The organism is Vibrio sp., from assembly GCF_050299255.1.
In the GTDB taxonomy this organism is placed as follows: domain Bacteria; phylum Pseudomonadota; class Gammaproteobacteria; order Enterobacterales; family Vibrionaceae; genus Vibrio.
The window spans coordinates 25553-32540 of record NZ_JBNKVP010000039.1; the positions used below are offsets into that span (position 1 = coordinate 25553).

Annotated in this window: 8 protein-coding genes; 1 reads left to right on the forward strand and 7 read right to left on the reverse strand. The window is 47.3% G+C overall.

The genetic code is table 11. The features are described from left to right. Positions 1-82 precede the first annotated feature (82 nt). The 7 genes from ACQY6F_RS11695 to ACQY6F_RS11725 all read right to left on the reverse strand — a co-directional run bounded on the left by ACQY6F_RS11695 (position 83) and on the right by ACQY6F_RS11725 (position 5729). A complete protein-coding gene (locus tag ACQY6F_RS11695; protein ID WP_428774553.1) occupies positions 83-1066 on the reverse strand; it encodes a LacI family DNA-binding transcriptional regulator in 984 nt (327 codons plus the stop codon). Continuing rightward, entirely contained in the window at positions 1056-1799 is a 744-nt protein-coding gene (locus ACQY6F_RS11700) for a copper homeostasis protein CutC (RefSeq protein WP_428774555.1), read from the reverse strand. Before ACQY6F_RS11700 ends, ACQY6F_RS11695 begins: the two co-directional genes overlap by 11 nt. A gap of 122 nt (positions 1800-1921) precedes the next feature. Further along, positions 1922-2716: a transporter substrate-binding domain-containing protein gene (locus ACQY6F_RS11705; protein WP_428774557.1), complete on the reverse strand. Its 795-nt coding sequence runs from the start codon at positions 2714-2716 to the stop codon at positions 1922-1924. A gap of 15 nt (positions 2717-2731) precedes the next feature. Next, entirely contained in the window at positions 2732-3646 is a 915-nt protein-coding gene (locus tag ACQY6F_RS11710) for a N(4)-(beta-N-acetylglucosaminyl)-L-asparaginase (protein WP_428774559.1), read from the reverse strand. Continuing rightward, the gene (locus ACQY6F_RS11715; RefSeq protein WP_428774561.1) at positions 3646-4380 is read right to left on the reverse strand and encodes an amino acid ABC transporter ATP-binding protein; all 735 of its coding nucleotides are present in this window, start codon (positions 4378-4380) and stop codon (positions 3646-3648) included. The genes ACQY6F_RS11710 and ACQY6F_RS11715 overlap by 1 nt, the downstream gene beginning before the upstream one ends. A 9-nt stretch (positions 4381-4389) precedes the next feature. Continuing rightward, positions 4390-5061 (reverse strand): amino acid ABC transporter permease, encoded by a 672-nt coding sequence (locus ACQY6F_RS11720; protein ID WP_428774562.1) that lies wholly within the window; start codon positions 5059-5061, stop codon positions 4390-4392. Between the two features lie 2 nt (positions 5062-5063). Further along, positions 5064-5729, reverse strand: coding sequence for an amino acid ABC transporter permease (locus tag ACQY6F_RS11725; protein ID WP_428774564.1), 666 nt, complete (start codon positions 5727-5729; stop codon positions 5064-5066). A 538-nt stretch (positions 5730-6267) separates the two neighbouring features. On the opposite strand from ACQY6F_RS11725, the gene ACQY6F_RS11730 reads away from it, so the two are divergent. Then, a partial coding sequence (locus ACQY6F_RS11730) for a linear amide C-N hydrolase (protein ID WP_428774565.1) occupies positions 6268-6988 on the forward strand: 721 nt, incomplete at its 3' end.

The following is a 6988-nucleotide window of genomic DNA, read 5'->3' on the forward strand; positions in this document are numbered from 1 at the left end:
ATTAACATGACATACCGTATTTTTACTGTGTTTTACCAACTGGAGCTTCGATAAAACACAGGAGAAATTGGAGAGGAAAAGGTCAGCGACGATAGAAGTGACTGTCAATGGAGAGGTGTTGCTGGTCCAGAGTGGCAAACTCAGCTTGTTCCAGTAGCTTTACAATGGCAGTAATAAACTGCTCGGTGCAATAACCTATGGTCGAAAATGAATAGCTGCCCAATCGAGAAAACGGTGTGTTGTCGAAACCAAATATCGCTTTGCGTTCAATCAGCTCAGGTGCCACCAAACGGAAATAGTCCACCGCTGCCATTGCCATTGAATCGGAAGTACAGAATACCGCTAATCCCTCACTCTCGGGAGCTGGCTGAGAATTAAGGTAAGCCAAAGCGGTCTCGTAGCCATAATCGCAGTACCCCAATGCAATCAACTTGATACCCAGCGTTGACATTAACTGCTGATAACACTCTATCCGGCGCTGTTCGACCAGAGAGGTTTCTCGGCCACACAAGAGTAACGCTTGCTTGGCAGTTTGCTCATGGGCGTGGCGAACAGCCTGTTCGATGCCCGGCGCTTCATTGATGGTCACCGACAATCCATTGGAGTTTTTCTTGCCGTTAAGCATGATCACTTTATCGGTGTAGAACAGGTTCGGCGCCTCTTCCGGTTCAATCAAATCGGAAAAAATCAGCGCAGAATCCACCCGGTGGACAAATGGATTGCGCTTGATTTCGGCGATATCCTGCTCAGAGCGCAAGCGGATAAACAGGGTTTGTTTTCCCAGCCCCTGAATCGCCTGGATCAGTGAGTCAAATAAGTTCAGGTCACTAATATCAGCAATATGGTTAACAACAATCGCGATCAACCCAGTCGACTTATTGCTCAGGCTCTGGGCAAACGGGTTGGCGACATAGCCAAGCTGCTCCGCCGCTTGCAGAACCCTCTGTTTTTTATCGGCAGATATCGGACGGTTTTTGCCGGACAAGGCTCTGGAAGCGACAGCTTTTGATACACCAGCCAGAGCGGCTACGTCATCTAATGTGGGAAGAGGTTGTTTAATGGTCATTGAGTTGCTTCACTACCTGATGAATTATCTGAAAGTCGGTGACCTCAATAACACTATCCTTGTCCGCATGACTGCCCATCGCGGCGGCCGAATCAGTCTGGTGCATTTTGCTAGGTCTTTGTTTTTTACCTGATAAATGTATCTCAGTGGCACCGGTCATATCAATAATCTGCTGAGCATTAGTTTGATTCACACCACATCCCGGCATAATGGAAATCCGGTTGCCCGCCTGGTTAACCAACTGGCGAATTGTCGTAATGCCCTCAACAGCATTGGCTGCCAGACCAGAAGTCAGCACCCGTTCACAGCCGAGGTCAATCACTTGTTCTAACGCCCGCTTCGGGTCTGCGACAAGATCAAACGCTCGGTGGAAGGTAATTCCCAGCCCCCCGGCGCTATTTACCCATTGACTGATAGCGTGTTGGTCAATCTCTCCTCGTTCAGTTAACGCCCCAATCACAATACCATCGACACCGGTAGCGCGGAAAAACTGAATCTCATCATTGATCAGTGCAATCTCGTCTTTAGAAAAAAGAAAATCGCCGGCTCGTGGGCGAATCATAGCGTAGATTGGTATATTACGATTGATAGCCCAACGGGTCAGGCCTATGGTCGGAGTAATGCCTCCTAAAGCCAGCGAGCTACACAACTCTATGCGATCGGCACCCGCCTCTATCGCAGTGTGCAAAGACTCAATATTGTCGATACACACTTCAACATTTATATGATTCATTTGCTGCTTATCTCATCTACATAACGACTGTGGTCAAATACGCCTCTCCCAACACGGGAGAGGCAGATAGCAAAATTAGTAACTTAATCTGTTACTTAAAACTTTTACCCATTTCGGTAATCTTACCAGACACCTACTAGCTTAGGTGGATTTGCATCGCCACCCCACCATTTATGGTAAGACTTTTCATAATCGCCAGAATTGATGTAATCCGAGACGAACATATCCATCCAGCGTAAGAACTCCTGGTCACCTTTGCGAACACCGATCGCAATAGGATCATTTGAGTGCAGACCAGGTAACGTCACCAGCTTGTCATTCTTGGTGGCCAGGTAATCAATCAGTGAACTGTCTTCGATTCCCGCATCAACCCGTCCCTGACGCAGCAGCAGAATGCCGTCTGGTGCAAAGTTATCGGTGTAGACTAGCTCAGCGCCAGGTACCGCACGCTTCAGGAATGCTTCACCAGTAGAGCCACGGCCGACCACCACTTTTTTGCCGGATAAATCCTGCAATGAATTAATCGCCAGACCTTTTTGATGCACTACCCGTAAACCGGCGCGCGCATAAGGGATAGAAAAGTTAACTGACTTAGCACGTTCCAGCGTCGCCGACATATTACCGATAACCGCATCCAGTTGGTCTGAGAACAGCATCGAGACCCTTGCGTCACCGTGGACATCAGTAAAACGGGCTTCCACTCCCAGTTTTTCCGCCAGACGGTTAGCCAGGTCAACGTCGTAGCCTGCTGGCTGGTTTTTCGCGTCACGGAAACCTATCGGTTCACCGCCCAGTGACACGCCAATTTTGATGTAACCACGCTCGCGAATATCATCCAGCTTACCTGCCAGTGCTGCCGTCGAGCTTAGCGCCATCACACCGGTTAACATTGTTGCCAATAAAGTCTTTAATTTCATTATCCTACTCCATAGTTAACATTTTTCCGCAATTAATTGCTGCGGTTTTTCCATACCTGTTTTGTAAAGCCAATATTTAATTTCTTCGTCGCAGCCAACGTTCACAACACGGTGGTTGTCGTGTTTGTCGATGGCATGAATAACGACCCCAGCCAGAAATCCTCCTTGTAGTGATTTCAACTCTTCAATTGCCATATCCACGGCATGATCCAGCGAGTAACCTAACCTCATTGCCATCACAATCGAATACGACGTATTGGCTCGAATAGTCATTTCACCGGTGTGTGTACAGGCGGCCGCACCGTAACGGCTATCGGCGTAAAAGCCTGCGCCGACAATCGGTGAGTCACCCAGGCGCCCTGGGTATTTCCACGCCCATCCGGAAGTGCTGGTTGCGGCATACATACTTTGGTGATTGTCTTTGGTTAGAAACACCGTGGTATCACGCACCTTTTCCGGATCGGTAATCATGGTGTTGAGTTTGGCCAGCGGTCGGGTCGACATATCCGGGTTTACTTCCCCAGTGATCTCCTGTAACTTTTCGAACCACACTTTTCTCGATTCTTCCATTAGCGGGTTGCTGCACTGAAAGCCCATTTCATAGGCAAAGCGGGTTGCGCCCTCGCCGACCAGGATCTCGTGATTCAGCTCTTCCATAACCTTGCGGGCTACACGAGTGACATGGAAATGGTCTTTAACCGCACCAACAGCGCCGGTACGCAAGTCATCGCCATCCATCACCGCGCCATCAAACTCCATATCACCCAGCAAGTTTGGCCAGCCGCCATAGCCGACGCTTCTGACTAAAGGTTCAGCCTCTACTTTTTCAATGCCATGAATAATCGCGTCCAGGCCGTTATCGCCGTTGTCCAACATGTCGGCGGTTTCCTGAATGCCCGGCCAGGCCTCTGAATTTGAAAGCACTATCATTATTTACTGTCCATCTTGTCTAAAAATCGTTTAATTCGAGGGTCTTGTTTCCCCCCCGTTTCCGAGAAAAACTGTTCCTTTTCCATATCTACCCGGACTCTGCCTTCATCAAGGAAAATAATTCGATTGGAAATTTTGCGGGCAAAGGCGATTTCATGGGTTACGAAAATAAGCGTTGTGCCGGAACTAGCCAGCTCTGCCAGTACGTCTAGTACCTCTGATGTCATCTCCGGGTCTAACGCGCTGGTCACTTCATCCAACAGCAAACATTCAGGTTCCATCGCCAGTGCGCGGCAGATACCAATACGCTGCTTCTGACCGCCGGAAAGCTGTGCCGGATAAGCGTCTTTCTTGTCCGCCAGGTCGACTAATGTCAGTAATTCCAGCGCTTTTTTCTCAGCGTCTGATTTGGACACACCCAATACTTCAATCGGAGCCAGAGTAATATTGTCCATTACCGATAGGTGGGGATATAAATTAAAATGCTGAAATACAGTCGCGACCTTTTTTCTTATTTCCGCCAATTCATTTTTATTGGTAACTGTTAATCCACCGACATTAATATCGCCACCATTTAATTTTTCTAAGCCATTGATGCAGCGAATTAATGTGGATTTGCCCGAACCACTAGCACCTAATATAGAGACAACATCACCACGCTGAATATCGAGTGACACGCCATTAAGTATTTTTGTTGTGCCGAAACTTTTTTCGACGTTATCAATATTAATCATTGTTAATCCTTAAATACCGGCCCAGTCCTGATGTTTCTTTAACCGGGTTTCCAACCGCTGCCCGCCCTTGGCAAGCAACCAGGACAAAATAAAGTAGCTGGCACCAATTACCGGCCAGACAACAAATGGCTGCCAGGTGCGTTGATTGAGAATCTGACCGACCTTGGTAATATCCATCACACCAATAACAGAAACCAACGAGGTCACCTGCAGCTGGTTCACCGCCAGTCCGACCAACGGCGCGATTGCCACCAGCAGCGCTTGCGGAGTGATAATCTTAGCCAGAATCTTCCTTTCAGACAGGCCAAATGCCCGCGCGGCCTCTATCTGGCCTTTGTCTATCGATGCCAGTGCAGACACGACAATCACAGAGACAAACGCTGCGGTATTGCCAGACAAGGTAATGATTGCCGCCTCGGTCGCCGTCATATCGACACCGAGAAATATCGGTAGCCCGAAGTAGATAAGAAACAGCTGCACCAACACCGGGGAGTTTTTTAGAAATTCACCAACAAAAGTCGCCAGTGGGCCCAGTCCTGCCAGACGGTAGTGACGGGTGAGCGCGAGCATAGTCCCGATTACCGCACCTATCAGGCTGGAAATGAGGAATACCTGTAGTGAAACACCGATACCACTTAGCAACACAATTAAATCGTAAGGTACAAATTCGTTATTGGACACGACTACTCCTCCATAGCAAATTGCTTGTTGAGGCTGGCGTGCAGACGTGAGATCAGCAGCGACAGAATGTAAGTCAACACGCAGTAAAACAGCAGCAGGAAGAAATAGACTTCAAATGGACGGAATGTCTCCGCTGCAATAATTTTGGCCGCCCCGGTAAGTTCATTCAGCGTAACGGTAGAAAGAATCGACGTAGTCAGGATCAGGTTGATGAAAATTGAGCCTAACGGGCGAATCGAATTTCGCAGCGCAATCGGCAAAATGATTTTGCGATAAATTAATGAACGCTTTAAGCCAAACGACTGGGCCGCCTCGATAATCTCCTTGTCTACCTGAAGCACACTGGCTCTGAGCACGTCTGCACAGTAAGCACCGACCGCAAACGAAAGAGCGATAACACCTGTGGTATATGGATCGATAAATATCCCAAGTTCAGGTAAACCGTAGAAGATAAAAAATACCTGGACGATAAAAGGTACGTTGCGAAAACAGTTGATGTAACCGTAGCCGATCCGGCTAAGCCAGGGGTTGCTACCCACGCAGGCAAACATCACCGTCAGACCGACGATAAAACTGCCCACTATTGCAACTACGCTGACAGACGCAGTAATAGCAAAGCCGTTGATAAAGTCATCCAAGTACCTGTAGATAATGCTCAGGTCAAACATATTGCCTTCCATTGGTGAAAAGTGAAATCGGTTTCACTTTATGATTTGGTGATTTTTTATCAATGATAAATATGCAAATGTGTTATCCAGATCTAAATATGAAAATAAATTAAATTGGAAATTAGAAAAATGGCGGGAATTTAATTAGCTTTAAGAACTTGATGTTAATTTTAAATTTAATATTTTCATTTATTCTGCATGCGGAAAAAGAAAAAATTAAAAATATCTCACCATATATACCGAACAGCAGCCCTAATATATCCTGTTAACGATGTAATTCCGCTATAAATTTATATTAGCTGCAATATTGATATATCCATTTAACGCCCCCTTCTATAGCGAGAATCGGAGGCTGAATCTAAACCTCCAGGTTTCAGTCTGCGGAGACTCCAACCTATTCGATTTTCCAATAGTACATACTTTCGTTAAACCAAAATCCGGGAGTAATCTACACCCATCGACCGGAAATAGTACTGGATGAACGAATCAGAAGTACGATTCCGAAGGTTAGAATTGAAAACCCCTACGAGGTACTCCCATGAAAAAAACTGTAATTGCAGCATCAATCGCAACCATCGCAACCGTCGGCGCTATCGCAACTGCTAGCGCATGTTCAAGTGTATCGGCTATGACTGATTACGGTACTTTGGTTGCTCGTTCTCTTGACTGGGGCGAGCACGTAGAAGCACGTGCGAAAATCATTCCAGCTGGCTACGCGATGGAATCAAAGGCACCTAGCTACAAAACTCAAGCTAAGTGGACGACCAAGTACAAAACTATGTCAATGTCTGACGAGCCAATTTTCGCCGGCACTGCCTACGATGCGGTCAATGACCAAGGCCTGTCTGTTCATGGTCAATACCAAGAAGCCAGCGCTCCATTCATGGAGCAACACAAAGACAATGATAATGGCGCTCCTGCAGTCAACAACGGTCTTTTGGCAACCTTTATTGCGTCTAACTACAAAACCGTAGAAGAAGCGATCAACGGCCTGGATAATGGCGAATGGCAACCAGCATTTTCCGATCCTCTGATGGAAATGGACCACACGGTTCCTGCGCACTTCAACCTACGTGACAACGCGGGTAATGTGGCACTTATCCAACTTAACGAAGGCGGCAAACTGAAAGTATGGCGTGGCAGCGCAAATGATGAACTGCGCTTTGTGACCAACGAACCACTGTTCCAAGACCACCTGGAGTTTAAGAAAACAGTTGAGTTCAACCCATCTGGCACTAAGCTTCCAGCGGACTACTCAC